31 protein-coding genes and 2 pseudogenes are annotated in these 25,836 nt (G+C 65.8%); 1 reads left to right on the top strand and 32 read right to left on the bottom strand.

Annotated elements, in window-relative coordinates; genetic code table 11:
* Nucleotides 1-54: 54 nt before the first annotated feature.
* The 24 genes and pseudogenes from P2T68_RS10890 to merT form a co-directional block, all read right to left on the bottom strand.
* Complete coding sequence (locus P2T68_RS10890) at nucleotides 55-804, bottom strand: TIGR03747 family integrating conjugative element membrane protein (RefSeq protein WP_017640428.1); 750 nt, start codon at nucleotides 802-804, stop codon at nucleotides 55-57.
* A complete protein-coding gene (gene traD, locus P2T68_RS10895) occupies nucleotides 801-2,987 on the bottom strand; it encodes a type IV conjugative transfer system coupling protein TraD (RefSeq protein WP_058143965.1) in 2,187 nt (728 codons plus the stop codon). Before traD ends, P2T68_RS10890 begins: the two co-directional genes overlap by 4 nt.
* A gap of 4 nt (nucleotides 2,988-2,991) precedes the next feature.
* The gene (locus P2T68_RS10900; RefSeq protein WP_003109779.1) at nucleotides 2,992-3,540 is read right to left on the bottom strand and encodes an integrating conjugative element protein; all 549 of its coding nucleotides are present in this window, start codon (nucleotides 3,538-3,540) and stop codon (nucleotides 2,992-2,994) included.
* Nucleotides 3,537-4,127: a transglycosylase SLT domain-containing protein gene (locus P2T68_RS10905; protein ID WP_003109780.1), complete on the bottom strand. Its 591-nt coding sequence runs from the start codon at nucleotides 4,125-4,127 to the stop codon at nucleotides 3,537-3,539. The genes P2T68_RS10900 and P2T68_RS10905 overlap by 4 nt, the downstream gene beginning before the upstream one ends.
* Complete coding sequence (locus P2T68_RS10910; RefSeq protein ID WP_003098886.1) at nucleotides 4,109-4,846, bottom strand: TIGR03759 family integrating conjugative element protein; 738 nt, start codon at nucleotides 4,844-4,846, stop codon at nucleotides 4,109-4,111. The genes P2T68_RS10905 and P2T68_RS10910 overlap by 19 nt, the downstream gene beginning before the upstream one ends.
* 12 nt (nucleotides 4,847-4,858) lie before the next feature.
* Nucleotides 4,859-5,503 (bottom strand): hypothetical protein, encoded by a 645-nt coding sequence (locus P2T68_RS10915; RefSeq protein WP_003098888.1) that lies wholly within the window; start codon nucleotides 5,501-5,503, stop codon nucleotides 4,859-4,861.
* Nucleotides 5,500-6,099, bottom strand: a complete 600-nt coding sequence (locus P2T68_RS10920; protein ID WP_003098890.1) for a PilL N-terminal domain-containing protein — start codon at nucleotides 6,097-6,099, stop codon at nucleotides 5,500-5,502. Before P2T68_RS10920 ends, P2T68_RS10915 begins: the two co-directional genes overlap by 4 nt.
* A 138-nt stretch (nucleotides 6,100-6,237) precedes the next feature.
* Nucleotides 6,238-8,517 carry a helicase-related protein gene (locus P2T68_RS10925; RefSeq protein WP_004350563.1) on the bottom strand — a complete coding sequence of 760 codons (2,280 nt, stop codon included), beginning with the start codon at nucleotides 8,515-8,517 and terminating at the stop codon, nucleotides 6,238-6,240.
* A gap of 136 nt (nucleotides 8,518-8,653) precedes the next feature.
* Nucleotides 8,654-8,959, bottom strand: a complete 306-nt coding sequence (locus P2T68_RS10930) for a hypothetical protein (RefSeq protein WP_003116817.1) — start codon at nucleotides 8,957-8,959, stop codon at nucleotides 8,654-8,656.
* 89 nt (nucleotides 8,960-9,048) lie between these two features.
* A complete protein-coding gene (locus P2T68_RS10935) occupies nucleotides 9,049-9,369 on the bottom strand; it encodes a hypothetical protein (protein WP_003116818.1) in 321 nt (106 codons plus the stop codon).
* 50 nt (nucleotides 9,370-9,419) lie between these two features.
* Nucleotides 9,420-10,553, bottom strand: a complete 1,134-nt coding sequence (locus P2T68_RS10940; protein WP_223224654.1) for a DUF6094 domain-containing protein — start codon at nucleotides 10,551-10,553, stop codon at nucleotides 9,420-9,422.
* Nucleotides 10,554-10,593: 40 nt separating this feature from the next.
* Complete coding sequence (locus tag P2T68_RS10945) at nucleotides 10,594-11,241, bottom strand: hypothetical protein (RefSeq protein ID WP_003116820.1); 648 nt, start codon at nucleotides 11,239-11,241, stop codon at nucleotides 10,594-10,596.
* A gap of 76 nt (nucleotides 11,242-11,317) precedes the next feature.
* A complete protein-coding gene (locus P2T68_RS10950; protein ID WP_003090124.1) occupies nucleotides 11,318-11,578 on the bottom strand; it encodes a hypothetical protein in 261 nt (86 codons plus the stop codon).
* 16 nt (nucleotides 11,579-11,594) lie between these two features.
* Nucleotides 11,595-12,002 carry a hypothetical protein gene (locus P2T68_RS10955; protein WP_003116821.1) on the bottom strand — a complete coding sequence of 136 codons (408 nt, stop codon included), beginning with the start codon at nucleotides 12,000-12,002 and terminating at the stop codon, nucleotides 11,595-11,597.
* A 104-nt stretch (nucleotides 12,003-12,106) separates the two neighbouring features.
* Entirely contained in the window at nucleotides 12,107-12,448 is a 342-nt protein-coding gene (locus tag P2T68_RS10960; RefSeq protein WP_003116822.1) for a hypothetical protein, read from the bottom strand.
* Nucleotides 12,449-12,542: 94 nt separating this feature from the next.
* Nucleotides 12,543-13,232, bottom strand: coding sequence for a DUF3275 family protein (locus P2T68_RS10965; protein ID WP_003116823.1), 690 nt, complete (start codon nucleotides 13,230-13,232; stop codon nucleotides 12,543-12,545).
* Nucleotides 13,233-13,326: 94 nt separating this feature from the next.
* Nucleotides 13,327-14,154, bottom strand: a complete 828-nt coding sequence (locus P2T68_RS10970; protein WP_003116824.1) for a DUF932 domain-containing protein — start codon at nucleotides 14,152-14,154, stop codon at nucleotides 13,327-13,329.
* Between the two features lie 145 nt (nucleotides 14,155-14,299).
* Nucleotides 14,300-15,205 carry a DUF3577 domain-containing protein gene (locus P2T68_RS10975; RefSeq protein WP_003116825.1) on the bottom strand — a complete coding sequence of 302 codons (906 nt, stop codon included), beginning with the start codon at nucleotides 15,203-15,205 and terminating at the stop codon, nucleotides 14,300-14,302.
* 310 nt (nucleotides 15,206-15,515) lie between these two features.
* Nucleotides 15,516-15,966 (bottom strand): annotated as a pseudogene (locus tag P2T68_RS35180) (XF1762 family protein).
* Nucleotides 15,967-16,107: 141 nt separating this feature from the next.
* On the bottom strand, nucleotides 16,108-16,392 hold the full coding sequence (locus tag P2T68_RS10985; RefSeq protein WP_031629745.1) for a DUF3085 domain-containing protein: 285 nt from the start codon (nucleotides 16,390-16,392) through the stop codon (nucleotides 16,108-16,110).
* Between the two features lie 45 nt (nucleotides 16,393-16,437).
* Nucleotides 16,438-17,429: pseudogene (locus P2T68_RS10990) on the bottom strand (Tn3 family transposase); the annotation flags it as partial.
* A 24-nt stretch (nucleotides 17,430-17,453) separates the two neighbouring features.
* On the bottom strand, nucleotides 17,454-19,142 hold the full coding sequence (gene merA / locus P2T68_RS10995; protein ID WP_003098932.1) for a mercury(II) reductase: 1,689 nt from the start codon (nucleotides 19,140-19,142) through the stop codon (nucleotides 17,454-17,456).
* A 10-nt stretch (nucleotides 19,143-19,152) separates the two neighbouring features.
* Entirely contained in the window at nucleotides 19,153-19,440 is a 288-nt protein-coding gene (merP, locus tag P2T68_RS11000; protein WP_003116826.1) for a mercury resistance system periplasmic binding protein MerP, read from the bottom strand.
* A gap of 12 nt (nucleotides 19,441-19,452) precedes the next feature.
* Nucleotides 19,453-19,803, bottom strand: a complete 351-nt coding sequence (gene merT, locus P2T68_RS11005; RefSeq protein WP_003116827.1) for a mercuric ion transporter MerT — start codon at nucleotides 19,801-19,803, stop codon at nucleotides 19,453-19,455.
* Between the two features lie 71 nt (nucleotides 19,804-19,874).
* On the opposite strand from merT, the gene merR reads away from it, so the two are divergent.
* The gene (gene merR / locus P2T68_RS11010; protein WP_003098939.1) at nucleotides 19,875-20,282 is read left to right on the top strand and encodes an Hg(II)-responsive transcriptional regulator; all 408 of its coding nucleotides are present in this window, start codon (nucleotides 19,875-19,877) and stop codon (nucleotides 20,280-20,282) included.
* Nucleotides 20,283-20,543: 261 nt separating this feature from the next.
* Here the strand turns inward: merR and P2T68_RS11015 are convergent, their stop codons facing one another.
* The 8 genes from P2T68_RS11015 to lspA all read right to left on the bottom strand — a co-directional run bounded on the left by P2T68_RS11015 (nucleotide 20,544) and on the right by lspA (nucleotide 25,835).
* The gene (locus tag P2T68_RS11015) at nucleotides 20,544-21,368 is read right to left on the bottom strand and encodes a hypothetical protein (protein WP_003098941.1); all 825 of its coding nucleotides are present in this window, start codon (nucleotides 21,366-21,368) and stop codon (nucleotides 20,544-20,546) included.
* A 288-nt stretch (nucleotides 21,369-21,656) separates the two neighbouring features.
* Nucleotides 21,657-21,935 carry a hypothetical protein gene (locus tag P2T68_RS11020; protein ID WP_003116828.1) on the bottom strand — a complete coding sequence of 93 codons (279 nt, stop codon included), beginning with the start codon at nucleotides 21,933-21,935 and terminating at the stop codon, nucleotides 21,657-21,659.
* A gap of 97 nt (nucleotides 21,936-22,032) precedes the next feature.
* Complete coding sequence (locus P2T68_RS11025; protein ID WP_003116829.1) at nucleotides 22,033-22,770, bottom strand: hypothetical protein; 738 nt, start codon at nucleotides 22,768-22,770, stop codon at nucleotides 22,033-22,035.
* Between the two features lie 83 nt (nucleotides 22,771-22,853).
* Nucleotides 22,854-23,540: a hypothetical protein gene (locus P2T68_RS11030; protein WP_003116830.1), complete on the bottom strand. Its 687-nt coding sequence runs from the start codon at nucleotides 23,538-23,540 to the stop codon at nucleotides 22,854-22,856.
* A 182-nt stretch (nucleotides 23,541-23,722) separates the two neighbouring features.
* Nucleotides 23,723-24,115, bottom strand: a complete 393-nt coding sequence (locus tag P2T68_RS11035; RefSeq protein WP_003116832.1) for a hypothetical protein — start codon at nucleotides 24,113-24,115, stop codon at nucleotides 23,723-23,725.
* 21 nt (nucleotides 24,116-24,136) lie between these two features.
* Nucleotides 24,137-24,349, bottom strand: coding sequence for a hypothetical protein (locus P2T68_RS11040; RefSeq protein WP_003116833.1), 213 nt, complete (start codon nucleotides 24,347-24,349; stop codon nucleotides 24,137-24,139).
* A 337-nt stretch (nucleotides 24,350-24,686) separates the two neighbouring features.
* Nucleotides 24,687-24,998 carry a hypothetical protein gene (locus tag P2T68_RS11045; protein WP_003108988.1) on the bottom strand — a complete coding sequence of 104 codons (312 nt, stop codon included), beginning with the start codon at nucleotides 24,996-24,998 and terminating at the stop codon, nucleotides 24,687-24,689.
* Between the two features lie 336 nt (nucleotides 24,999-25,334).
* Nucleotides 25,335-25,835, bottom strand: coding sequence for a signal peptidase II (lspA, locus tag P2T68_RS11050; protein ID WP_003098955.1), 501 nt, complete (start codon nucleotides 25,833-25,835; stop codon nucleotides 25,335-25,337).
* Between the last annotated feature and the right edge of the window lies 1 nt (nucleotide 25,836).

The raw sequence follows: 25,836 nt of genomic DNA on the forward strand, positions 1-25,836 counted from the left end.
GAGGGGCTTTTAGGCCGCAAACAATAGGAACCTGCGGATGACCGGATTGATGGTCTAGAGGTACTTCTTGAAGCTGCCTGCGGTCAGGCTCACGGCCAGTCCCAGCAAGGCGGCGCTCGGCAGCAGGATCAGGAGTGGATGCACCGAGATCGGCAAGGCCAGGTACGTGACCCACGGCAACACGGCCAGCGGCATCAGGCTCGCCTTCGCCCGGTGGTAGATGAAACCGGATTCCCGGCCCGCGCCGAACCGGCGCACGTCCCGCCGTACCAGGCCGTCGATCAGACCGACGAATGCCGCGGTGAAGATCAGCGGCAGCGTGAGCACCAGGACCAGCAGGCGCACCAGGAAAGTGAGCGTCGTGAAGGCCGCAGCGATCAGGTAGCTCTCGGTCCAGACATAGACCTGGCTGATGTAGTACCGGAAGTTGCGGGTCTGCCCATGGCTGGGCGCGCGGGCGCGCTCGGCGGTCTGGCTCATGCGCTCCAGCAGCCCCGAGCGCACGAACACCCATTCGTAGCCGGTATCCACCAGCTCGTGCGCCGTTCGGCCCGGCTCCTGCACGACGACGCTGCGCGTGAAATGGTTGGACAAATGCCCCAGCTCGTACTGCAACATCTGCTGGGAGTGGCGCCAGCCTTGGTCCTTCCAGAACAGGTGCATGCCGACGCACTCGACCACGATCGAGAACAGCAGCGAGCCGATCAGCACCCCGAGCAGCCGGAACGGCAAGGTGATGGTGCCGACGATCAGGCCCTGGCGCTGGTTCTGCTCCCGCTGCGCGGTCGAGGCGGCGTCCTTCATGACGAGGCCTCGTTGCCGGCGCTGTCGTCGGTGGCTGCCGGGCCAGCTTCGGTCGGCGTAGCCTCATCCAGCAGGTCCTTGGGCAAAGCCCCGTCCTGCGGGGCCGGAGAACTGGTGAACTCCCACCACTGCGTGGCTTCGCTGTAGCTCTGGCGCATGTACCCGGCCAGTTGCTGCAAGTCCGCCGGCATCACCTCGTCCGGGTCCGGCGCCGGCAGCGGCATGCGCACTTTCCAAAGCTGACCACCCTGCAACAACGCGAAGCACTGGCCCTTGGGCAAGCCGACGACGTGCGACGGCTCGATCATCGGCACGCTGGACATGCTGATGCGGTCCTGGGTGTTCGACGTGAAATCCGTCGCCCCGCGAATGTCCGAGCTGTCGGTCGCGCCGCTGACGATGGTGGTCGTATAGACCTCGACCTTCGGTAGTTGCCGGGTCAGCAGTTCAGCGGTCGCGGTCTCGCGCACGCGCAGCATGAACAGGTTGTTGAAGTTGCCGATCACCTGACCGGCCTTGGCGCGGTTGCCAATGCGGGCCTCGATGTCCGAGAGGGTCTGCGTGTACGCGGTGACCTGGAGGCCTGCGCCACCGCCCTTGTTGATCAATGGGATGAACTCATCGCCCATCAATTCGTTGAACTCGTCGGCGTGGACATTGATCGGCACGCGCGCACCGGCTGAAGCGCCCGGCAAGCCATCGTCAATCCCGTGCTTGTAGATGTGGCCTGCGACCGAAACCAGGTCGGAGAACATGGAATTGCCGACCGCTGCGGCGACCTCGGCGTCGGACAGCGCGTCCAGGCCCACGTAGACGACGGCGCGCTTTCGGATGACCTGCATCCAATCGAAGATCGGGCGCGGGTCGGCCAGGTCGGAATAATTCGGGGCCAGAAGCTGGGAAATCTTCCCGCTGGTGAGCTTCTCCAGCAGCGGCAGCAGGCTGGCGACGATCTTGTCGAAGTACGTCTTGTCGTAGCGGACGGCAGAGCGCAGGCCGTCCAGCACCGGGTCGTAGTTGCGGGCCTGGGAGAGGTACTGCTCCAGCGCCACCACGCGCTTCTCGCGCCCGATCATGTTGCGCGGGATGTTCTTCTCATTGAGCTTGGCCTCGATCTGAACGATCACCTCCCAGGCCTTGGGCTCGGTCTTGGCGAAGTAGTGCTGGGCGTACTCGATGAACAGCGCGTCGATGTTGATGACGTGCCGCTGGATCAGCATGTAGTCCGGGCGCTGCCCCAGTTCCACCAGGGCGCGGGCGATGATGTTGACGAAGCGCCACGCGAACTCCCTGAAGGCTGCGCTGTTGCCTTCGCCGGAGAGCTGGCCCGCGATGCGGGTGGCGACTTCCGAGATGCGACCGAAGCGGCCTACGGCGTTGTAGCGCGCGGAAATGTCCGGCCAGCCCAAATGGAAGACATAGAACTCGCCTTCGCGGCCCGCGCGCTTGGCCTCGACATACATCCGCTTCAGGAGATCGGCATCTCCTTTGGGGTCGATGAAGATCACGACCTCGTGCTCGCCCGCAGAGTTCGTGCGCCGGATGTCCTGCGTGACGAACAACTCGGCCAACCGGGTCTTGCCCACGCGCGTGGTGCCCAGTACCAGCGAGTGCCCGACGCGCTCGCCCAGCGGCAGGCTGACGTCCACCTCCTCCGGTTCGATTCCGTGCAGGCGCGGCAGGCCGCCCACTGGCGGCAGCGGCCGCACCGGGTTGCAAGGTACGTCCCAGCCGGTGAGTTTCGACAGCCGGGACAGCGGGAACGGCGCGAACTCCAGCCGTTCCTCCAGCCTGCGCGCCAGCCGATAGGCCGGCGTCGGCTCGACGTAGCGCCGAAACTCCGGCCGGTACGTCTGCATGAGCCTATGGGTGTGTTTCTGCTCCCACAGGAACCCGCGCCCCACGAATAGGCGCTGCTGGCTGACCGGCACGTCCTTGCTGGTCATCACGTAACGCGGCAGACGGCGGATGTTGCGCCGGTAGCGCAGGATGATGCGGGCATCGCGGTAGCGGATCGCGCCGTAGGCGCCGAACGCCAAGGCGCTGCCGATGCCCATGGCCGGGCTCAGCGCGAGCGACCATGGGGCCACCAGGCACAGAAACGCGGCGCCTGCACACGCCGCGACGGTGTATAGCTCCACCGCTGGGCGTAGCAGAACCTCGACCGGCTGTTTGCCCGACATGGCTTCATTGCTCGATGCCGGTGGCCGTGATCAGCGCCGGGTAGTGCCGCAGGCCCAGGCGATCGGCCAGGTCGTCGCCGGCCACGGGCGCGAGCGGCACGCCCGGCACCAGGGCGCGCAGCCGCGCCAGGCCCTGCGCGGTCTCGACGTTGACGACCAGGCCGACCGCGCCACGTTCGCGCAAAGCGGCGGCGCGGCGCTGCAACCAGGCCCGGGAAGCCTCGTCGTCGCCGATGACCACGAACGGCCGCAGGCCGGGCGCTTCGATCACCCGTCGCGCGACGGTGCCGGGCGTGAGCTTGGCGCTGCGCACCGGCAGCATCGCGGCTTCGTCCGCCCGTGTGGCAGGAACCTGGGGCGTCGGGATGGACGGCCGCGCCGGTGCGTTGGCGCGCGGCTGGAGATTCAGGGCTTCGTAGTACGGCAATGCCGACGTGCCGCCACGGTCCTCGACAACGATCAGTGGCTCGCCGGCACGCGAGGCCAGCGGCAGGCCTGACAGCAGCATGAGTAGGCCCGTGAACGCGAGATGGGCGGGATGGGGTTTCGTCATGGGGAGGTCTCCTGGCGCGCCGCGAGGACCGCGGCGGCTGGTCGCGTGCCCTGCACGCGGGCAAGGTGGCGCGACACGCTGCGCCGATAGCGGGCGGCGGGCTCGCCGCCTGCGGGGCGGTGGTAGCGGCCGATCGCCAGCAGCCAGTCCTCGCCGGGGGTGTGCTGCTCCTTCAGGATCTCGGCGGCAACGGCCAGGTTGCGATACGGATCCAGCAGGTCGCACGCGCCGGTAAAGCGGTGCTTGTGGTAGCCGAGGTTGATCTGGCCCAGGCCCGCATCAATGCGCGTGTGCGGCGTGGCGCGCATCGCCTGCTGCAGGCCAGCGCAGGCGTCGGCGCGCGTGGCGAAGCGGCGCGACTGGCCGGCGACGTTGAGGGACCACGGCCACGGCACCAGGCGCCCGTTGCGCCGGATGCCGCTCTCCTGCAAGGCCACGGCGTAGAGCACGGTCGAGGGGATGCCTGCGCGCTGGGCGGCAAGCTGGTAAGCCGGTGGCGGAACCTCCTGGGCCAGGGCGGCAACGGCATACAGGCCGGCAGTGAGCACCAGTGCGCGCAGGGGCATGGCTACGGCTGGCGCTGCCATTGGCCGTTCACTTCGCGCACGGCGGCGGGCAGATCGCCGGGCAGGCCCAGTGACAGCCAGCGGCCGCCGTCGTGGTTGAGCGTGATGCTGCCGGCGCGCACGCGCGCCGGGTCGATCTGCGCGCGCTTGGCCCAGTCGCGGATGCGCGCGTCATCCTGGCGGCTGCCCACCATGTACAGGTCGAACTCCGCGCCCGAGGATTGCAGGCGCTGCACGAGCTGTCCGCAGGCTGCGCAGCCGTCCTTGACGAACACCGCCATGCGGCCGCTGCCGCGCAAGGGACTGCTGGATGGGCCGGCGCCCGGCTTGTCGTCGGGCAGGTTCACGCGCTGCATCCCCGGATTCAGGCGCTGCCAGGCCTCGTCGTAGGCGCGCTGGTAGGCGAGCAGCTTCTCGACGCGGCGCGCTTCCACCTGCACCTGCAGTTCCGCATAGCGGCGCCGTTCTTCGTCCGTGCGAGCTTCGATGCCCAGGGCGGACAGCGGGTCCAGGTTGGGCGAGTAGATACCCAGCGGCCCATCCATCAGCTCGCGGTAGCGTGCCCATTCTTGTGGCTGCAAGCCCCATTCGGTTGCCACCCGGTCGTCCAGCACGCGGGCGGCCAGCGGGCGCTCCTGGCTCTGTGCGTTGCGCGCCGAGGTCGTTGCGGGCTGCTGCGCCCAGGCGGGCCATTGCGACGACGCCACCAGGACCGCGAAAAGGAGGATCGACGGCTTCATGGGGTGCTCCGGTCAGGGAATCGCCACGCGGCGGGTCTGGTTGCCGGCCTGGAACACTGCGGTGTTGCCCTCGATCGCCTGCAGGCGCCACGGGCCGACCGCATCCCCGGGCAGCAGCACCTGAAGTTGGGCGGGCGTGAAGTCCCCGATGCTCGGCGCGACGGACACGCTGCGCTGGCCGGCGCGCAGTTCGGCGCCGACGACGCGGAATGGCAGCGGCGGCAGCTCGGTCTTGGAGGCGGCGGACGTGCGCGATGCGCGCCGCTGGGCGGGTGCGGTGGCACGCGCGGCGGCTTGGCGCGCCTTGATCTGCTCGACCTCCGCGCGCAGCGCCTGGAGGTCGTCGGCCGCTGCGTAGCCACTGAGAGATTTCTCGACCTGGGCCGCGCGTGCTTCCAGAATCTGGCGGGTGTCTTTGAGGTCAGCGTCCGTCGCGACGGCCGGGCGCTGCTGGATGGCCTCGATCGTCTCGGCCAAGCCAGTTGCCTGCGCTTCCAGGCGTTGCAGGCGGGAATCCAGCCGCTCCTGGTCGGCCTGGTCGCTGAGGGCCTGGTAGCCCAGGGCCGCCAAGACGCTGAGGAAGATCAACCAGAGCCACATCAGGCTCTGCACCACCACGGCGGCGGTCGATCGCTGGGCAGGTTGCGGGGCGTTCATGGCTGGCCTCCCGAAACCATGGGTGCCAGCGGGAACGTCTGCACCGCCTCGGTGGCGGGTGGCTCGGATGGGGACTCGGCGACCGCGCGATCGCCGGGCCGCTCGAAGCAGATTTGCCGTGCGCGGTCATCCGCGTGCAGTTCCCAGGCCGGGCCAGCCAGCGTGAGCAGCGCATCGCGCAAGGTCATGGGGCCGAGGTGCAGGTGTACCGCCGGCAACGGCAGCGCGTACAGCTCGATCACGGCATGCGCGGTCTGGCACAGGCCATAGCCGCTGCGTTTGAGCACGTGCCGAAGCCCATCCCCGACCGTGGCGCGGGCATCCTCGGGCATGGACACGTCGATGGTCTGCAACAACAGGTCGCGCTGCGCCGCCATGGGTGCCAGTTCGACCAGTGTGTAGCGGGCGTAGCGCACGACCGGGATGTACTCGGAAGCCTCGGGTTCAGGCGCGGCCAAGACTTCCGCGATGGTGTCGGGCGCGACCGGCGCAGTCGTCGTCGCGCAGCCACCGGCCAGCACCGACCACAGCAGGCCGAGAAATCCCGCCAGAAGGCGGCGTTCGGGATAGTGAAACCACGGTGGAGAGGGGCACATAGCTCGGCGTCCTGAAACATCCAGCCCTCACCATCGCCGCTCAGGCCGCGAGCGGCAGCAAACAATGCGAACCAGGCAGCGTCCGATTTACCGGGAGCGGCAAAAAAAACGGCCCCGAAGGGCCGTAAGTGGAACGTGTCATGCGGCGACAAGCTGCCGGGCCAGTGCGACCTCGACGGAATCACCGTCCTGGTTCAGGACATCGAGCCCGGATTCGGGCACGTCGCCCGAGGTGGACTGCGAGACCATGATCTTCTTGGCCATCAGCTCCAGGCAGGTCATCTGCGAGGAACCGGCGTAGCCGAGGTAGATCACACGCACGGGCTGCTTCTGCCCGATGCGCCAGGAGCGGCGTGCCGCCTGCTGGAGCGAGTACACGTTGTAGCCCGACTGCATGAACACGATCGTCGGGAACTCCAACAGGTCCAGCCCCGTCTTGACCAACTCGGGGTTGGTGATGAGCACGTCGATGCCACGGTCCAGTTGCTCGGCGATCCAGTCTTCGCGGCGGCTGGCATCCACGCTCGCGCGCAGCACCGCCACCTTGAAGCCTTCCTGCTCCAGCAACACCTTCAGGCGCGACGTGGTGTCGCGCGTGCCGGTATAGACCGTGTAGGCCAGGACCTTGCGGCCCTGCGCCTTCTCCTCTTTGCAGATGTCGATCAGCTCACGCTCCTTGGGGCTGATCTCGAACTCGTTGAACTGAGCCGGGACAAACGCCAAGGTGTTGCGCGTGCGCGGATGCACCACGGTCTCCGACCGGAAGCAGCAATCCGGCCAGGCCAGCAGCACGTTGAGGACCACACCCAGCAAGGTCGTATCGCGTCGCGCCAGAGCCTGTTTCAGCTCCGCGGTCAGCCGACCCGCCAGATCGCGGTAGGCCGCGGCTTGCGCCGTGTCCATCGCGACTTCACGGAACTCCTCGTCATACGGCGGCAGGACGTTGCCACCGATGTCCTTGAGCTTGAGAAAGATCGTGAACGGCAGGATGCAGCGCAGCACGCCCTTGGGGCCAAACCCCGGGGCCTTGACCGTGCGCACCGATACCTTGGTGCCCTTGGCCGTCTTGTGCGCCGTGCCGGTGCTCTCGGAGTAGATGTCCTTCAACACCCCGTGATCGCGCATGAACGCCATCGCAGCCGAGGTCATGCTGCCGCTCGTGGTCGGGCGGTAGCCGTCTTCGATCATCCGCCCCGGAAGGGCTCGGAACAGCAGGTGGAACAGGTCGTCCCCGTAGCCGCCCATCAACGTGCCGGTCAGCAGCAAGGTCTTGCGAGCCTTCGCCGCCAGCACGCCCATGGCCTGGCCCTGGGCACTGCCCCCGTTCTTGTACTCATGTGCCTCATCGGCGATGAGCAGGTCGAACGTGCCTTGCGGCAGGTAGCGTTTGATGAACTCGGACGGCTGATAGCCGCCCTCGCCAAAGCCGAACTCCATGTTGGCCATCGCACGTTCCATGCGCGTGGCCTGACGGTCGGAAAACACCAGCTCGCCGTTGCCATCCATGAGGTTGATGAACTCATGGATGTTGTCGCCGAGCATCGACGCCAGGAACCCGTCACCGAACTTTTGCATCAGCTTCTGCGCGGTGACCTCTCCGATGGTCGGTATGCGCTTTAAGGCTTTGAGCACGGCCGAGGACTGGTCGCTGCCGGACAGACTGCGCGGGCGGATCAGTGTCCACAGGGGCGCGGCGCAGTGGCCGCACTTCCTGCGGCACTCCTCGGCTTGGAGCGCGATCGGGTTGACCGGCTCGCCGTCGAGGTCGGTGATGACCGTGCCGCAGTCCGGGCAGGCCGCCACGTCGCCGTGGCGGGTGCGCCGCGTGGTGAAGACAGGCTTCCAGTGAAAGCCCATCCGCATCCTGACGCGCCCCAGGACGAAGAACTCCTGGCCCGTGGGCTGCACGCCCAACTGCTCGCGCAGCTTGATGAGCTTGACGAGCGTATCCGGCCCGTTGAGTACCCACACCTTGGCACCGGCCACCGTCTCCTGGATCTCGCGCCGCCACTTGTAAACCAGGTGGGGCGGCGACAGCACCAGAGTGCGGCGATAGCCTTCGGCGTTGAGCACGGCGGCCGTGGCAATGCCGACGGTCGTCTTGCCGCAGCCCATCTCGCCATTGACGATCGCAGCACGTTCGCCACGGTCGATCAGCAGCTCGGCGGCGGCGTGGACGACTTCGGCCTGGGCTGGGAACAGCTTGCGCTTGAGGCTGGCGACCACCAGTTGCCGGTGCGCCTGCGGTTGGCCGGTATAGACCGGCGGATTAGCGCTGTTGAGGGCGTCGAGTAGTTCGTCGCCGAACTCGCCGACAAAATCCTGAAGGCTCAGGGTCAGAGGGGAAGATTCCGCGTCGAGCAGTTCGCCCTGTACGGGCGCGGATTCAGCGGCAGTGGTTTCGAGATCGAGGGACATGGTGATGCTCCAAAGAAAAATGGGGCATGCACCACCCCCAGCGGGGCAATGGCATGCCCCGTGGTGGGAAGAGAATCGACGCGTGGCTGAGGGTGGTTGAAGGTGCTGGCCTGGGCGGCCCGCAGGTGAACCGTGCTCAGTCTTCGGACGGAAGCACGATGACGGTTGCGCAGCGCTGCGAATCGGTGACGATGCGAATGGCGAGCCCCGGATGGATCACGTAGTGCGATTCCAGCGACGCGCCCGATTGAAGCGCGCTGCTGTTCGTCTGCCATTGCTGGATGTTGACGTCGCCCCAGTCGCCACGGGTGTGGCGCCTGAAGTACGGGATCGGGTCCAGGCGACCCGCGCGGACCAGGCGGTCTACACCTCTGCTGAAGATGAGCGCCCCGATGGGGAACGCCAGCCGCTGGCAGTAGGTTTCGATGCGATGCGATGCCATGGGCTCCTCCTTGATGAGTCATTGAGCCACGACACCCCTGCCGGAGTGAAGTGGCTCCGTCAGGTGGATGAGGATGACGATGTGGGGCCTCAGATCAGGTCCCGCTCTTCGGGAAGCTGGACCACCGTGGTCTGGTGGTCCTCGCTGGTCTTGACGATCAGCGCCAGGTCCGGCGTGATCCTGAACTGCGAGATCATTAGGTTGTCCTGTTGGATCGCCACGTCGTTGGCTTGGCGTGTGGCCTCATCGATCTCGCCCCAGTCCCCGCGCACATGGCGCTGGACATAGGCCAAGGGGTCGATCAGGCCTCGCCGGGCCAGCCAATGCACCTTCTCGCTCAACTTCAACGTACTCGGTGCGAACAACGGTTGCTTGTGCGGCGCAGGCCGCTTGAACGGATTGGGGATCATGGTGTTTCTCCTTCGAGTTGGTACAGCAGGACGGCAGCGCGTCCGGTGGATCAGCGAATGGTCAACACCTCGCCCCGTGTCGCGGAGCCAGGTGTCATGTCCCACGCGCGGATGACGGGAACGAACTTGTCGGTGAGGATGCGGGTCTCGGCGATGGAGCCGTCTTCGCGTTCGGTGAACTCCCGCTGGAGCGTCTTGTCCTTGTGGGTGTCACCTTTGACGACGAGCACGCGCCCGGTCTTGGAGCGCACAACCCCCGAGATCGCACCCGCGGCCAGAGCCAGGGCGAGATGCCAGCGGGACAAGGCCCGCGCCGGTGGACGCAGCGATTGCTGCGCAGCCCCCAGGTGCGTGTCCTGCGATGGCCACAAGCCTTGCAGCCTGCCAACCTCATCGGCGAACTGCTCGGGCTCCATCGTCACGCGGAAGAAATGCTCTGGCTCGGCCGGGCTGGCGGGGACGATGTACGGCAGGAACGGCCACTCGCTCGGCAGTTCCTCGGCTTCGACTTCGCCTTGCCCTACCTGCAACAGCAGATTGCGCACGGCCTTGACGCCATCGGGCACCTGCTCGCGCTGGCGCACCCGGCGTCCGAAGATCACCACCTGCTTGAACTGCGTCTCCACCGCTCGGTAGATGCGCAGGTCCGTGTAGTGGCGCGTCAGCCAGCCGACCAACTCCGCGTCGAGCACGTAGCCGGGGACGATGAAAACCAGCACGCCGCCGTATTGCAGCAGCGAGAGCGTGCGCTGGTAGAACAGCTTTTCAAGGCGGGCACGGCCCTGGCCCTGATAGCCGATGTTGCCGTTGACGTCCTTGGACAGGTCCCCATACGGCGGGTTGAGCCAGAGCAGCCCGAAGGACTGCTTGGAGACCATCGTGTCCATCAGGTCCGCGTGCAGGCAGTGATCGACCAGGCCGCGGGCATGGCGCGCCCGCTCCGCGTCGAACTCGACGGCGAACGCCTTTGCCTGCTCGCGCCCGAGGGCATGGGCGGCTTCGGCGATCGCCACGCCTTCGCCGGCGCAGGGATCGAGGATGCACATCGGCCCGTCGCTGGGCATCAGTGCGTTGAGCGCTCTTTCGAGCGTGGGTTCGTCGGTCGGGAAATATCCGTTCTTGACGAAATTGCGGGCGAGCCGCGGGAACATGAGGGCCATGGAAGTCTCCTGGTTGGCGGGGATGAAACACGGAAGTACGCCAAGGCGTGCCTCCGAGGGTGGGTCAAGCCGCTACCGCTTCCGGCGTCCAAATCTTGGCCGGATACGGATAGGCGGTGAGCGCGTCGCTGCGGATCAGGGAGCCGAGCGCCAGGGTCAGCGCCGGCACGTCGATGGCGAGCCGATGGCCTTCCAGCGGCCCGAGGGCGAACGGAAGGCGGGCCAGCATCTCGCGGGTTTGCAGCAGTTCCAGCACGGTCTCGCGCCAGTGATCGAGCAGCGGCAACGGGCAGGTGTCCCGCACCAGCATCCACAGGCGGTCAAGCCTGTGGGCGCTGTCGCGTGGCAGCAGTGCCAATGCGCTGGCGTTGGCCTTGTCGGGCTTGACGCAGCGCCGGTCGAACAGCCACACGTTGGACAGCGAGCCGAACAGCGTCCGCCGGTACGCGCGCGTGATGCGCTTTTCCAGGCGATCGACGTTGCCGATGAATACCGGGACGCTGCCGCCCTGGTCGGTGATGACGTGGAACTGGTCCAGTCCCTGCTCGTCGCGCCCGAGGGTCAGGCGAGCGAGGAACTGCTGGACGGCGGTGTCCCGCGCCCAGATGGACAGGAAGATCAGGTTGCCCTGGTCATCGCCGACGCAGGCGTCGGCCATCACGTCCGGGCATTCGTCGATGCGGTACAGCGTGGAAGAAGTGTTTGCGGGCATGGTGGTGTCCTCGGATGAACGGGAACAGCACCGCCCGCTGGGGCAAGTACTGCCCCAGGGGGTGGAAGAAAACCGCTCAGTCCGGCTCGAACTGCCGGGTGTGCGGGTTGAAGTGAAGCGGCTCGTCCGCCGAAGTGATCGGCGTGAAGCCTTCCAGGTAGATGTTGTTGAGGTACTGGTCGCGGTAGGTCAGTGCCTGCCGTGCCTGGTCCTCGGTGAGGCCGTTGTCGATGAAGTACGCCAGCATTTCCTCGTCGGAGGACACTTCGTCGTTGGACAAACTCCCTTCAACGAGTGCCAGCAACGAGGGCGGAAGCGTTGCCAGGATCGGGTCCATGTCGGTTCCTCCTGGCTCAGGCCATCGACGCCGCGGCGGATGCCGCGGATGCCGTGGGTGTGCGCCGCCGGGCGTGGTAGGCGCGAACGCCTGCACGCCAGTCGGCGGACTGCTCCGGTGCGAGGTCCAGATAGGACAGCGGGCACGTGTAGTAGTACGGGTGCATGGACTCGTCCAAGGACTTGTAGCCCCACTGGCCGCCGCTTCGTTCAAGCAGATCGCAGCGGATGTAGCGCAGGGACTGGCCCGGTGCGAGATCACGATGCACGCCTTCGACCTTGGCGGTCACTTCGGCGACGGACCACAGCACGTTGCCGCGCAGGGTGTGAGCGATGACCTTGACGCTGGCGCGCTCGGTCTCTTGCGGTGCGATCAGTTCCGCGATCAGTTCGGACCGCGATTGGTTTGAGAAATACCAGCCCATGAGAGGCCTCCTCGAAAAGTTGAGCTGAAGGCCTCCCCGTGGGGAAGAACCCCCAGCGGGTGATGGAATGCCGCATCTGCGGCGAAGGAACCTATGCGTCGCCCTCAATCCCAGTCGTCATCGTCTCGATCACAACCGGCCGGGCAGTAGCCGAACTCGATCCCGTGCGAGCAATAGCCATGCTCCGCATTCCAGTCCTGGGTTTCCTGCCGTTCGGCAGGTGTTGCGTAGTCCCATTCCTGGGCCGCGATTTCGAGAGCCTGAGCACGTTGCTCATCCGGCAAACGATTGGCCTGTGCGTCGATCGCCGAACTGAAGAGCGTCACGTAGTGGTCGTAGGACAAGCCGCAACCGCGCTGGGCGTGTGCGGCGGCCGCTTTGCAAAGGTCCCGCCACGCGGGTTCATCCAGCGTTGAACGCGGGGTATCGCAAGCGATGGTGGACATGATGGAGACCTCCAGAAAATGGCCAGGGCCTCCCCCGCATGGGAAAGGAACCCCGGCGGGTGGATGAAGAACACCGCGCATGCGGCGTCTGCGATCACGCAGGTTTTGGTTCGGCCTGGCGGCTCCACTCCTGCGTCTTGAAGTCCAGCGCGTAGCCCAGCTCGCCCAGGCGGGCGATCTGCGCGCGCAGGGTGCGGCGGTCGATGGTCGAATCCAGTTTCACGGACTCGCCCAGCGGCCACAGCAGGCCGAAGAGCGCGGCGTCACCGTCTTCGGTGCTGCCGGGGGCAGCGGCCGTAGCAGGCGGTGGCGCATCCACGCCGAAGGGCGTGGTATCGACCAGCGGGTCCGCGGACGCCTGCACGGGTGCGGGCTTGGCGGGCCTGGACGCTTTGGTGGGCTTGGCCGGCGTTGCCGCAGGCTGCGCCCCTTGCTCTTCATCGAGCGGATCGACGTCCTGGGTGGCGAAGCTGCGGGCTTCGTCGCGGCTGAGTTTGTCGATGCCGTTGAGCGTCATGCCGTCGAGGCTGGCACGGATCTCGAACCGCATGCCGCCGCCGACCGGATAGGACTTCGGGAAGATGTACCTGATGATGAATTCCCCGTCGTACTTGCCTTCGGGGTACTGCTCCAGCTCCGGGTCTTTGACCTCGAAAGTACCGAGGTGCGTCGCGAGGCGGCCAACCGTGAACGGGCCGTTCTTGCCGCGGATGGTACGCAGCGTGAGCTGGCCGGGGACGACGATGGGCGCAACAGATTTCTCGGAAGCCGATGGGGTTGCCATGATGGTTCTCCTGATGATGAATGACGGGCCGCCGACGGCACCCGGTGGATGAGAGGAAATGGCCTCGCCCGAGGTGGGCGAGGTCCGCGTGGCATCACGCCTTGAGCTGGCGCATGCCTTCGGCCAGCAGCCACAACGCCCGGTTCAGGCGCAGGTTCTGGTCGATGCCTTGCACCGGACGGGTGCGCTGATTGCGGCCGTTGGCCGTGCGTCCGTTCAGGCCCCCTTTGACTAGGTTCTCCTGGACGCGGTTGAAGACGGCCCACAGGTCGTTCTTGCGGTCGTCCCATCGCCGAGGGGCCAGCAGTTGGCTCTCGGTGACAGGCGTGGACTTGGCCGGATCGTCGTACTTGAGTGCGAGCGCAGAGTTCGCAAAGACCTCCGCTTCGCCCTCATCGAGGGTGATGGTGCGCATCGCATCGCGCGCGTTATGCACGCGCTCGAAACCTTCGAGGACTCCGTAGGCACCTTCGATCACCTGGCTGGCCACGTCGCCCTTGTGGGGAACGCGGATGTCTGCGGTGGTGTCACCGCAAACCAGGCCGTTGTGGCAGACGAACCGGAACATGCCGGCGAGCATCTGATAGCTGCTCGTGCCGTCATGGCTGTTGAGCAGGATGATCTCGTTCGCCTCGTCGCCGTTGATCTGGCTTGCATGGCGAAGTCGGATGAGGTGCTTCGTGTACTCGCGCCGGTCTTCGTTGCGCACGCGCGTCTGACACACCATGAAGGGCTCGAAGCCCTCCTGGCGCAGCTTGGTCAGCACGGTCGAGGTCGGTATGTAGGCATACCGATCGGACCGGCTCCCATGTGGAGCGTCGGCGAAGATCGACGGAACGACGGCACGAATGCGGTCGTCCGAGAGTGGGCGATCAGAGCGCAGGATCGGGGATTGCGGAGCAAAGCGGGATACCAGAGACATGGCTGATCTCCTTTGAGAAATTCGACAACCGCGTGGCCGTGAGACCACGCGGAACTCGGGGGATGAAATGCGCAAGCACGCGTCCTGGGGACGCGGCGTACGTGGGGAGGAAAAGCGACAAGGCCCCGTGAGAGGCCGTGCCGGATCAGAACGAAGCAGCCAATGCCGGCTCCTGCTCCTGGACTTGCGCCTCGGGCTCGCGCTCGGCGGGCTCGGTGGCCGTGTCGATGGCATCGTCGGCTTCGGACGCGGATGCGTCTTCGGCCGGCGGCGCCTCGGCTTGCGCCTGGCTCGTCGGATAGACCTGGGTGCCGTCGATCTTGATGAGACCGATGTGGACCAGCGTCGATTCCAGGCTGGCGGCCGGTTCCCCGGCGTGCTCACCCTTGGTGCGGATGTACGGATCGATCTTCATGTCGTTCAGACGGAAGGCGATCAGCACCTTGCGGTCACCCTCGACGGCCTGAACGCACCGGCGAACCAGGTGCTCGGCTTCCGGGGTGGCGACGATGGTGTCGAAGTACCGATACTCCGGTTCATCGACAGGCCCGGCCAGTGCCGCGACGGTGCAAGAGAGGAACGAGTCGCCAGCTTTTGGGGTGACGTCCTTCACACGATTGAGATAGCCGATGCCGCGGGTGATCAACTCGTGCTGCTCGATCGAAGCCAGTTCGGCCCGGTCGATCAGTTCGGCCTTGAGCAGTCGCGCCTTGAGGGACGCGGCGGCCTGACCCTTCTGCTCACCCTTGTCGCGGATGTACACATCGCCCCACAGGTCACCGAGGCGAAAGCGCACCAGCGGGCGCTGCTTGGGATCGTCAACGCCGATGTAGCGCTGAACGAGCTTCTTGGCCTCGGCACCCGAGACCTTGACGTCGAAGTAGCGGTAGCTGGGGTCCCGGGCGGGGCCGACCAGCGCGGCGATGGTGCATGCCAGGAAAGGCTGCGCACGGCGGCCGCCCCGGACGGGCACTTCACGGACACGCTGGATGTAGCCGATGCCCGAGGTGTGGAGGTCGAAATACGATTTCTCGTTGGACGTGGTGTTCATGGTGAATCTCCATTGGGATGAAGCGGAGACACACCGGCCCACGCATGCGGGGAAGGTGCGTGACCCCGCGGTGGGTTGATAAGGCGAAAGCATCCGCCACCAGAGGCTGGTGGCCGCTCGCGGAAGGATGCGGTGCGAGCTGGCTCGGTCACGCAGTGGGAACTGCGCCGCAACCTCGAAGACCGATGGTTGCCTGGCATGTCGCTGACGACGTCAGCAGGCATGGGGCCAGCATGGCGGGGCCTCGCGCGCGCGGCAGCAATCAATCGGCACCCGGGCGCTTCCCTTTGTCCGCGCCACCCGGCGCCTGTCACAGGCACTTGGCGCCGCGCAGGTGCTCGGGGGTATCGGCGCGCGGACGGCCGGGACGGCTCCAGGCGCCGCCACCGCGCGCGCCGATCAGCCGCCAGCCGGCGGCGCGCAGGCTGGCGCCACCTTCGTCGGGCATGGTGTAGGTGAGCAGGCGTATGTAGCCCAGCGCCCTTGCCGCCTGCCAGGCCGCGCCGTAGAGCTTGCTGCAGGCGCTGGGTGTGCCGTCGGTGCACAGCCGCGTGACTTCCAGCGTCCAGGTGCCGCGCGACCGGGCGGCCGACAATGGCCACGCCGTGGATCAGGTCGCTGTCGCTCAGCGTGACGGCCAGGGCGAACTTCGCGCCCTGGACCGGGCGGTGGTGGCGATGGTGCGACAGAACGAATGCATTGGCCGTGCGCAGCGACACCGGTAGGAGGTGCAGCCTCGGCGAGGTCGATGGCGTGTTCATGCGGTTGTCTCCGGTGGCATGCCGGCGTTGTGGCCGGCGGGGCGTGCCTCGGCGGCTGGAGACAAACGCGCACGCGCGGCGATGGCGGCGGTGCGAACAAAAGAAGGCCCCCGATGCGGGGGCTGCGAGGCGGTTGCCGCGTCAGGCGGGAGGCACCACTGCTAAGGACAGGTGCGTGGCGGTGGCGGAAAGCACGAGATCGTCCGCCGAGTGCTGGAGGCGCGTGAACAGGCCGTCCTTCGGGTCGAAATACTCCGCGAAGTCATCGCCGCCCAGCTCGCGGCCGGCGAGGTGCCACCAGTCATCGAACGGGTCGGTGTCCGGGTTGCATCCGACGGCGTAGGCGAGCAGTGCCTGGCGCCCATCCGGGCGACGCTCCCCACGCTCGGCGAGGAAGTACACGCCCTGATCCTTGACCAGGACAATGCGGCACTGATTGGGGACGTCTCAGAAAACGGAAAAAATCGTACGCTAAGCCGGTTGCAGCGGTCGTAGCGGCCTGAACTTGCCCGCGCCGATCTTGGCGCTGCTGCGCCAGAGGTAATCGCCGGTCAGGTTGATGTGCTCCCAGCCCAGCGGCGACAGGTACTGCAACAGGGCGTCATCGACAGTCTGGCCGTGACCGCGTAAGGCGTTTGAGGCCCGTTCCAGATAGACCGTGTTCCACAACACTATGGCCGCCGTCACCAGGTTGAGGCCGCTGGCCCGGTAGCGCTGCTGCTCGAAACTGCGGTCGCGGATTTCGCCCAGCCGGTTGAAGAACACGGCGCGGGCTAGCGCGTTGCGGGCTTCGCCCTTGTTCAGTCCGGCATGCACGCGGCGGCGCAGCTCGACGCTTTGCAGCCAGTCCAGGATGAACAGCGTTCGCTCGATGCGGCCCAGCTCGCGCAGCGCCACGGCCAGGCCGTTCTGGCGCGGGTAGCTGCCGAGTTTCCTGAGCATCAGCGAGGCCGTCACCGTGCCCTGCTTGATCGAGGTGGCCAGCCGCACCTTGGCGTTGATCGCCTTGCCGGACGCCTGGAACTGCTGCTGATGCTTGTGCTTGGCAGCGTTGAACAGCTTGCCCAGGATGCGGTCGTGCAGGTCGATGATTTCGTCGGTGACGGTGGCCATGCCCTCGATGGCGAGCGCACCAGGGTCGCGTAGCGGCGCTGTGCCTCGAACTTGGCCAGATCGGCGGGCGTCATCTGGCCGCCTTCGCGGGCGATCTTGAGCAGGCGGTTCTGGTGCACCGACCGCTCGATGCCGGAAGGCAGGTCGAGCGCCTGCCAGGCTTTGAGGCGCTCGATGTGTTCGAGTATGTGGCGCGAGTTCGGCTTGACGGGCGACTGGCGCAGCCAGGCCAGCCAGGTCGTCTTGCCGTTGTCGTGGCGCTTGAGCAGATCGTCGAGGCGGTGCCGGTGGGTGGCCGACAGGGGATCGGACAAGGCCGCGTAGATGCGGCGGTTGGCGCGGCTGTAGGCGTTCATCGAACACCTCCCTTTTCCTCATCCGGCGCAACAGGACAGTTGCTTCACGTCCTTGTTGAAGGTCTGCGCCGCGAGCTTCAGTCCCTCGACCATGGTCAGGTAGGGGAACAACTGGTCGGCCAGCTCCTGCACGGTCATCCGGTGGCGGATCGCCAGCGCGGCCGTCTGGATCAGTTCGCCCGCTTCCGGCGCGACCGCCTGTACGCCGATCAGCCGCCCTGAGCCAGCTTCCGCCACCAGCTTGATGAAGCCGCGCGTGTCGAAGTTGGCGAGCGCCCTCGGCACGTTGTCGAGCGTCAGCAGCCGGCTGTCGGTCTCGATGCCGTCGTGGTGCGCTTCCGCCTCGCTGTAGCCCACGGTCGCCACCTGCGGATCGGTGAACACCACCGCCGGCATCGCCGTCAGGTCCAGCGCCGCGTCGCCGCCGGTCATGTTGATCGCGGCGCGCGTGCCGGCCGCCGCCGCCACATAGACGAACTGCGGCTGGTCGGTGCAGTCGCCGGCAGCAAAGATGTGCGGTGCGCTCGTGCGCATGGCGCGGTCGATGACGATGGCTCCCTGCGCATTGACTTCGACGCCTGCCGCTTCAAGGTTCAGGCTGCGCGTGTTCGGCGCGCGACCGGTGGCGACCAGCAGCTTGTCGGCGCGCACTTCCCCCTGCCCGGTGGTGAGCACGAATTCCCCGCCCGCATAGGCAACGTGGCTCGCCTGGGTGTGGTCCAGCACCTCGATGCCCTCGGCGCGGAAGGCGTCTGTTACGGCTTCCCCGATGGCCGGGTCTTCTCGGAAGAACAGCGTGCTGCGCGCCAGGATCGTGACCTGGCTGCCCAGCCGGGCGAAGGCTTGCGCCAACTCGACCGCCACCACGGAGGAACCAATCACGGCCAGCCGCTCGGGGAGCGAGCTGCTTTCCAGCGCCTCGGTGGAGGTCCAGTGGGGTGTGTCCGCAAGGCCCGGGATTGGCGGAAGCGCCGGGCTCGCGCCGGTGGCAATCAGGCAGCGGTCGAAGTTCACCTCGTGCGTGCCGCCGTCAGCGGTCGCCACGGTCAGCGTGCGCGTGTCCCTGAACCGGGCCTCGCCGCGCAGCACGGTGATGGCCGGAGTGCTTGCCAGGATGCCTTCGTACTTGGCATGGCGCAGCTCCTCGACGCGGCCTTGTTGCTGGGCCAGCAGCCGCTCGCGCAGTACAGCGGGCGCTGCGGCCGGCAGGCCAGCATCGAACGGGCTTTCGCGGCGCAGGTGGACGATGTGCGCGGCGCGGATCATGATCTTGGACGGCACGCAGCCGACATTGACGCAGGTGCCGCCGATGGTGCCGCGCTCGATCAGCGTGACGCGGGCGCCTTGCTCCACGGCCTTCAAGGCAGCCGCCATCGCCGCGCCGCCGCTGCCTATCACAGCCACGTGCAGCGCTTGTTCACCGCCAACATGCTTCGTTTCGCCACCGAGCCAGCCCAGCGCCTTGTCTAGCAGGCCGGCAGGCTTGTTCGGCGTGTCGGTAAGCCGTGCGCGATAGCCGAGCGTGGCCACTGCGGCAACCAGCGGGGCCACGCTCACGCCTGCATCCGCCTCGATTTCGGCCTGCCGCTGCGGATAGGACACCGAGGCCGCGCGCACGCCGGGCACGTTCGTCAAAGCCTGCTGGACGTGCTCGGCGCACGACGTGCAGGTCATGCCTTCGATGTGGAGGGTGATCGCCTCGGCCATGATTACGCCCTCACTGCTTGACGCTGGACGGGTAACCCGCGTTTGCGGTGGCCTTGGTCAAGGCGTCGGCATTGGTCTTGGCCTCGTCGAAGGTGACGACGGCCTCCCGCTTCTCGAAGCTGACTTCGGCCTTCTCGACGCCGGCGACCTTGGACAGAGCCGTCTTGACCGTGATCGGGCACGCGGCGCAGGTCATGCCGGGCACCGACAGGGTGACGGTCTTGGTGGCAGCCCAGGCGGGCGCGCTTAGAGCGGCGGCCAGGGCGATGAGGGTGGTGAGGGTGGTGAGTTTCTTCATGGTGATCTCCTTTCAGTAGAACAGCGGCAGGACGTAGGGAAACGCGAGGGCAACCAGAACCAGGGCGGCCACGATCCAGAAGATCACCTTGTAGGCAGTCCGCACTTGGGGCACGGCGCAAACGTCGCCGGGCTTGCAGGCATGGGCTGGTCGGAAGATGCTGCGCCAGGCGAAGAACAGCGCGATGAGCGCTGCGCCGATGAAGATCGGCCGATACGGCTCCAGCACGGTCAGGTTGCCGATCCACGCGCCAGAGAAGCCGAGCGCGACCAGGACAAGGGGGCCGAGGCAGCAGGCCGAGGCGAGGACGGCCGCGACGCCGCCGGTCGCCAGTGCGCCGCAGCCGTTCTTGGGTTCCGACATAAGGTTCTCCTTCCGGGACTTCGCTTGATGCTGTAACGTTACTTCCGTAGTCAACTACGGAGTCAAGCGCCATGGAGAACGCTCAAGAGAATCTGACCATCGGGGCCTTCGCCAAGGCAGCCCGGGTCAACGTGGAGACGATCCGCTTCTATCAGCTCAAGGGCTTGCTACCCCAGCCGGAGCGGCCCTACGGTCGCATCCGCCGCTACGGGCAGGCGGACGTGGCGCGGGTGAAGTTCGTGAAGTCAGCCCAGCGCCTGGGATTCAGCCTGGATGAAGTCGGCCAGCTCCTGAAACTGGAGGACGGCACCCATTGCAGCGAGGCGGCCGAACTGGCTGCTCACCGGCTGGCCGATGTGCGCGCACGCATGGCGGACCTCACGCGGATGGAAGAGGCCCTGTCGACGCTAGTGAGAGAGTGCAACGCGCACCATGGCAATGTTTCCTGCCCGTTGATCGCAGCTTTGCATTGCTGCTAAAGGGCCCACTTCGGCTCTTAGCGTACGATTTTTTTCCGTTTTCTGAGACGACCCCTGATTGGCGATGGCTTCGGTCAGCACGGGGCGCAGGTCAGCGCCTTTGAATCGCAGTGACATGGATGAAATCTCCTGTGTGGAAGAATGAGAAAGGCCTCCATCCGATGGGATGAAGGGCCTGTAGTGCACGCGGCCGGAACGGCTGGAACGCCGTGGCGGATGCCTCGGGTCAGCCGCAGGACCGCCCGGTTTCGCTGCGGGGCGTCATGCCGGGACGGCCTGGCGCTTGCGGGCCGCTTTCGCGTCGAGGATGCTCACGTCGATCTGGCGCCAGCGCCCGTCGTCGATGAGCCTCTCCAGCACTTCGCCGAGCATGTCGAAATACACCTCGTCGTGCCGATCGACCAGTTCGACCGATTCACCGTTCTGACGGTGCAGTTCCACCACGTAGGTGTCTCCGCCGCGGTCGTAGAGGATCGTCACCCGGCCCTCGAACTTCGCGGTCGAGACCGTGAAGCTGATCGCCGGCGGGGTCTCGATGATCTTGGAGGGCGTGGGATCGACCCAGGTGAAGTCGCGGGCACCGGCATCCACCAGCATGTGGGTGATGCGCCGGAAGCGATCGGGGGCCGGCATCTCCTCCAACTGCTCGATGAGCTGGCCCAACTCCATGCACTGCGGCGTGGGAATGGGCAGCTTGGCCGGCGCCGAGCCGAGGATGTGCCTCGTGATGGTGTACGGCGTGCCGTCCGAAGTCTCCTCGGTGATGACCTCCGGCGTGTCCGCGCGCAGTCCGTCGAAGCGACGACGGGCATAGGGTTGGACATGCACCTTGGCGCCTTCGGCAGGAACCGTGGTCACCAGGCTGGGATCGAGCACCGCGAACTCGGAAGGCTTGAGCTTGACGACGATGGCATCGTCGGTCGCGGCGACCACCTTGCCGTCGAAGGGTTGGGGGTCGATGGCGAAGCCCAGCGTTGAGGACAGCGGCTGATCATCGAACACGCGGTACTTGAACGACCGCACGTTGCGGGGCACATGGCCTGCGACCAGCGAAGGCATCATGGATTTGATGAGGGAACGATCCATGGGGAAACTCCTTGAGGAAAAACAAGGGATTCCCCGCCCGCAAGGGAGAGGTCCCTTGTGGGTGGCGTGGATGGACGCGGTAGGTCCGTAGGAAGAAACGACCAGCACGGTTTCCCGCGCTTGCAGCCTCGAAGGTCTCGACTGCCTGGGCATGTGCCGGCAACGCCGACGAACATGGGGCAAGCATGGCCCTGGGGCGGTCTGCCTGCCCGCAGGAAACGGCACCGCACCACAACCGTTTTCCTGTGCTGCGGGCAAGAAAAAGCCCCTCGAAAGGGGCTGGAGGAATCAGGCTTGGTACACGAAGTAGTGCTCGCGCTGACGCGGAAAGAACACGTGTTTCCACGTGTCGCCGCTTGTGTTGCCACCGTCGAAGACGACCATTTCGTAGTCGTCCACGTCGGTGTCCACCAGGTCGGCGCTGGCGATATGGCGCATGTGCAGCGTGCCGCTCATGCGCTCGAATACCAGGATCTGGCCGATGGCATCTTCCTGGCTCATGGCGTTGACGCAGGCTCCGAGTTGGTGCTCGAAGTCGGATGCGGGTGTGATGAGGTCGGGGAACATGGGATCGCTCCTGTGAAAGTGCGCCGGCCCGGCTCTCTGGCGGGAGACCGGGCCGGCATGCGGTGAGGACAAGGAAGGCCGGGGATGTGTGTGGCAGCTATTCGCCGGCCAGCGATAGGCCCGGCAACACGGGTGCGTCGGCATCGAGGATGAGGATGCGCACGTCGGCCTGGCCGGCCAGTTCAAGGATCTGTGCCAGCTCGTCCGGCATGCCCTTGCTGCGGTGCTCCTGCCGAAGCTGCTCGGCGGCGATCCCCTCGACGTCCTGCAGGTGCTGGTCCGTCCAGGGCGTGGAGATCAGCTTGACGCCGATCGCCGGGCTGTAGGGAATCCGGAACGCGATGAACAAAAAGGCCTCCGGCGTCGCGAGGTCAGCCAGGTTGGCCAGGTACTGGCCGGTTTCGCGGCTGATGTGCGCGCTGCTGATTTCCCAGCACCGGCTGTAGTAGCCGGTCTCGAAGCTCAACCGCTGCACGACTTCCCGTGCGGCCTCGGCCGAATAGGTGTCGCCAATGTGGACGGGGCGGCCGTCGAAGTCGTCGCCGTGGATCGCGTACACCACGGCACCCACCATGCCTTCGCCGCTGCCCCCTTCAGCCGCGTCGCATTCGGCGATCAGTGCGGCGCCGACAGGTTCGGTGCCAGTCCTGACCACCGCGAAGTCGCTGGTGATGATGCAAGGAGAAGAAACCAGCGCCGCGTCGCAGAGGTGCTGCTGGCTCGGGTGGATGTTTCGCCAAACATGCGGGCTTCCGTCCTCGTAGCTGATGGACAGCGTGCGGACGATTTTCAGATTCCAGTAGCCGCGTAGAAAGGGATTGGGATTCTGGGACATGGGATTTCTCCAACAGAATAATGATGGAGCAAATCCCCGCCACCGGGAATTGACCCCGGTGGGTGGAAAGAAAGGAAACAGCGTCAGGTGACGCTGATCGTTGGCGTTTGGGCCAATCGCTCGGCGACGCGCCGGCGCAAATTCATGCGGAATGGCTCGTCGCTGACGCCCGCCAGCAGATTGATGGTCTCCAGCGCGATCAGGGCCGAAGCCTCTTCGATGTCGGCGGCCACAATGGTCTTGCGCAATTGGTCGCCGAGCTGGAGGGCCTGGGAGGAGGAGCTGATGAAGCGGACCTCGCGGCTCAGGTAGCAGCCGTTGCCGCCGAACTCGAACAGCCGCGGCTTGCTGCAGTACCAGCAGCCCTCGAACTGGATGGCGGTCAGGTGGTGCCCGTCATCGAACCGGGTGGCGATCAGAAACAATGCGTCGAGATCGGCGGTGTCCTCGAACGAATGACGGTCGATCAAGTTCCCCAGCTCTTCGTCCTCATCGGCACGGAAGTGCACGGCGAGCAGTTCGAGCAGCGGCGGGATCGACAGCCCTTCGTCGTCCGGCATCGGAATACCGAGTTGCGTGGCCAGGTCTTCCAGGCCATCGAGCACGTCCGGCCATTGCGGATTGGTGGTCTCGGCGATCTGGGCGATGTAGGCCTGCCCGTTGCCGGGGTGGCTCTCGTCCAGCGCGAAGGCGCCGAACAGCGCCTGGATGACGGGCGTCACACGGTCGAGCACGAGAACGCCGGTGGCTTCGTAGTAGTTGTTGGCCATGAAGGCTCCTTTCGATGAATGAACGGAGCCAGCCCTTGCGGACGATGGCATCCGCAGGGGAAACCGCCTGATGCCGGATGGCGCTGGGCGGGGAGAAAACGCGAGGGACATGGCCTCGAACGAGGCGCATGTCCCTCATGGGGTCCCGTGAACGCAGTGATGAAGGTGTGCCAGGGACCGGCTCACCAACCGCTGTAGTTCAGCAGCAGGTCGGCGATCACCTGGCGACGTTGCAGATCGAGACCATCGAAGTCCGACAGTCCTTGGAAGTGGCAGCGCTTGAGCATGGCACCGCCCTCGCGCGCGTTGTAGAAGCTGAACATGGCGGACAGGAACATGCGTTCCCCGCTGCTCAGGACGCCGAGTGCGTCGTTGGCACGCAGCATGTCGGGACGCAGATCCCACTTGCTCTTTGCCTGGTTCAGGCCTTCGCGCGTGCCGTCGCCAAACCATTGCGGGCCTGCGATCTCGACGCCGCGCTTCCAGACCTCGAAGAAGGCTTGGGGCGCGGCGGCGAAATGCTGCTCTTCCCGCATGATCTGATCGACGACTTCCTGGGGCAAAAGCTGGTTCATGACGTGGTTCCTCCAGTTGGATCAGGGTGTGGCGAGCTGGGACCAGCCGCCTCTTTCGAGGGCACGTTGAGCCGCGGCATAGCTGCGGAAGTACTGGCAGGATTCCCGCGAAACGGGACCTTCTGTATCGCGCGTGCCGATGTAGTGGCCGGCGGCGCTATGCAGGATTTCGAGCGGCAGGAACTTGCCGCAATGGATCAAGGCCAACTGGCCGAAAGAGGCTTGCTGGGACATGGACGGGCTCCTTGGAAAAAGCGGGGCCTCGTCCCTCACGGGATGGCAGCTCCCGCACGCGGTTGAGAAAAAAGCATCGGCGTCACGGGTGACGCGCGTCCGCAGACTCGATGCGATGGCGGACTGGCGGGTAGCGCGGAAAGAATCCGCGGCAGCCTGGAAACTCTGGCTGCTGGCATGGTGCTGACGAATCAGCGACACATGCGGGCAGCTTCATGCGCGAGGCGAGCCGCGTCAGCCGGAAATCGGCATTTGCAACAGCCCCGATTGGCGAACGCGGAAAAAAGAAAGCCCCGCAATAAGTGCGGGGCTGTCAGGAGGATGAGGCGAAACTGGGTCAGCGAGGCCTGTCGCCCAGTACATGCTGCTTCCACAGGGCGAATGCCTCGTCCGGTCCCAGCTCTGCGAGGATGACGATGGGCTGGCCCCGACGGGCACGCAGCGATGCGAAATACGCTGGCCGGTCGGCGATGGCGTTGAGCTTGATGCCCTTTAGGAACAGCAACTGGCGGGGGCGAACTTTGGTGGTAACGCAGGCATGATTGCGCTTGTTTGGGGCAAAAGGGCCAGCGAAGCGGGCGGACACGGCCAGAAAACCGCGACGAACTACTTGTACTTGCCAGGCGAGGCGAACGGGTGACATCAGCATATCGCTATGCGGTAAAGAAGACCGTCCTAAAGCTTGCAGGATCCCGGCATAGCTTCATCATCACCTCTCCGTGACGGCTCATTGGAACGAAAAAGGCCAGCATCGCCGTGATGGACTTTCATAATTGCCAGGTCAACTGGCTTGCGTGCTGTTTATTCACAGCAAGGCATTGCGACGTCGTTGCAGCAATCGCCGCCATCGCAACAGGGCGTTGCAGCAAAAGCGGCGGTGGGCGCTAGCATGAGGGCCAAGCCGCGGCCGCTCATGCTGGGGGCCGTTCTCTTCAGATTGGTGTCCTGCACCGTGTGCATTGCGAATTTCCGGATCGTCCCAATGTCACTGGGACTCCTTTGTGGCGGCCGGGTTCTCCACGCTCATGAACGACTGGGCCACCAGCGCGATCGCCCCGCCCACGATGGCCATGTCAGCGATGTTGAAGGCGGGCCAGTGCCAGCCGTGCAGGTGAAAGTCGATGTAGTCGATAACGTGCCCGCGCGTGGCGCGGTCGAACGCGTTGCCCAATGCGCCGCCCAGAATGAGGCTGTACGAAAGGCCTTCCGTTTTGCGCAGCGGCCGGGAGAGCAGCCATGCGAGCCATGCCGATATTGCGAACGCGATCGCCAGAAAAAACCACCGCTGCCAGCCGCCCGCGCCAGCAAGGAAGCTGAACGCCGCGCCGGGATTGAGAGCGTGAACTAGGTTGAAGAATGACGCCACCTCGTGCGACCAACCCAAGGGAGTTGTCGCGTCAATGTAGCTCTTAGCTGCCTGATCGCCGGCGAATATAACGATCGCGAGTGAGTACCACTGCGTCTTGCGAAGAGATGGTTCATCCATT

It is taken from the genome of Pseudomonas sp. G11 (genome assembly GCF_029457515.1).
Classification (GTDB): Bacteria; Pseudomonadota; Gammaproteobacteria; order Pseudomonadales; family Pseudomonadaceae; genus Aquipseudomonas; species Aquipseudomonas gorinensis.